Genomic DNA, 1,054 nt, shown 5'->3' with positions numbered 1-1,054 from the left:
AACAACTTTACTCTGATTATGCTGGTTCCGGTCGAAACGGTCAAATTACTACAACATTAGGAACCGGAAATTATTATGTTGGAATCACTCAAAGCTCCAGTAACGTCAACTCCAACTATTCTCTACAGTTATCTGCCACATCTACACCTCCTTCCATTACCTCAGATCCAGGTAGTACACTCAGCACTGCTTATAATATTGGCACTCTAACTGGTACTAAGAGTTTCAAAGAATTTGTCGGGAATGTAGACACAGTTGATTACTATAAATTCTCTCTGACAGGCACGAATAATATTACTTTGCTTTTGAGTGGAGTAACTCAAAACTATGTCAATGCATTCATCTATTACGATAGTAATAATAATGGATTGATTGAAAGTGGAGAACAACTTTACTCTGATTATGCTGGTTCCGGTCGAAACGGTCAAATTACTACAACATTAGGAACCGGAAATTATTATATTGGAATCACTCAAAGCTCCAGCAACGTCAACTCCAACTATTCCCTACAATTATCTGCCACATCTGCACCTCCTTCCATTGCCACAGATCCAGGTAGTACACTCAGCACTGCTTATAATATTGGCACTCTAACTGGTACTAAGAGTTTCAAAGAATTTGTCGGGAATGTAGACACAGTTGATTACTATAAATTCTCTCTGACAGGCACGAATAATATTACTTTGCTTTTGAGTGGAGTAACTCAAAACTATGTCAATGCATTCATCTATTACGATAGTAATAATAATGGATTGATTGAAAGTGGAGAACAACTTTACTCTGATTATGCTGGTTCCGGTCGAAACGGTCAAATTACTACAACATTAGGAACCGGAAATTATTATATTGGAATCACTCAAAGCTCCAGCAACGTCAACTCCAACTATTCCCTACAATTATCTGCCACATCTGCACCTCCTTCCATTGCCACAGATCCAGGTAGTACACTCAGCACTGCTTATAATATTGGCACTCTGACTGGTACTAAGAGTTTCAAAGAATTTGTCGGGAATGTAGACACAGTTGATTACTATAAATTCTCTCTGACAGGCAC

At 38.4% G+C, this 1,054-nt stretch carries 1 pseudogene; it reads left to right on the top strand.

Features of this window, described 5'->3' with window-relative positions:
* Positions 1-1,054 (top strand): annotated as a pseudogene (locus RMZ41_RS31935) (hypothetical protein); the annotation flags it as partial.

This window comes from Nostoc sp. DedVER02 (assembly GCF_034530675.2).
In the GTDB taxonomy this organism is placed as follows: Bacteria; Cyanobacteriota; Cyanobacteriia; order Cyanobacteriales; family Nostocaceae; genus Nostoc.
Note: the sequence above shows the minus strand (reverse complement) of the source record. Positions and strands in the feature narration are given on the sequence as shown.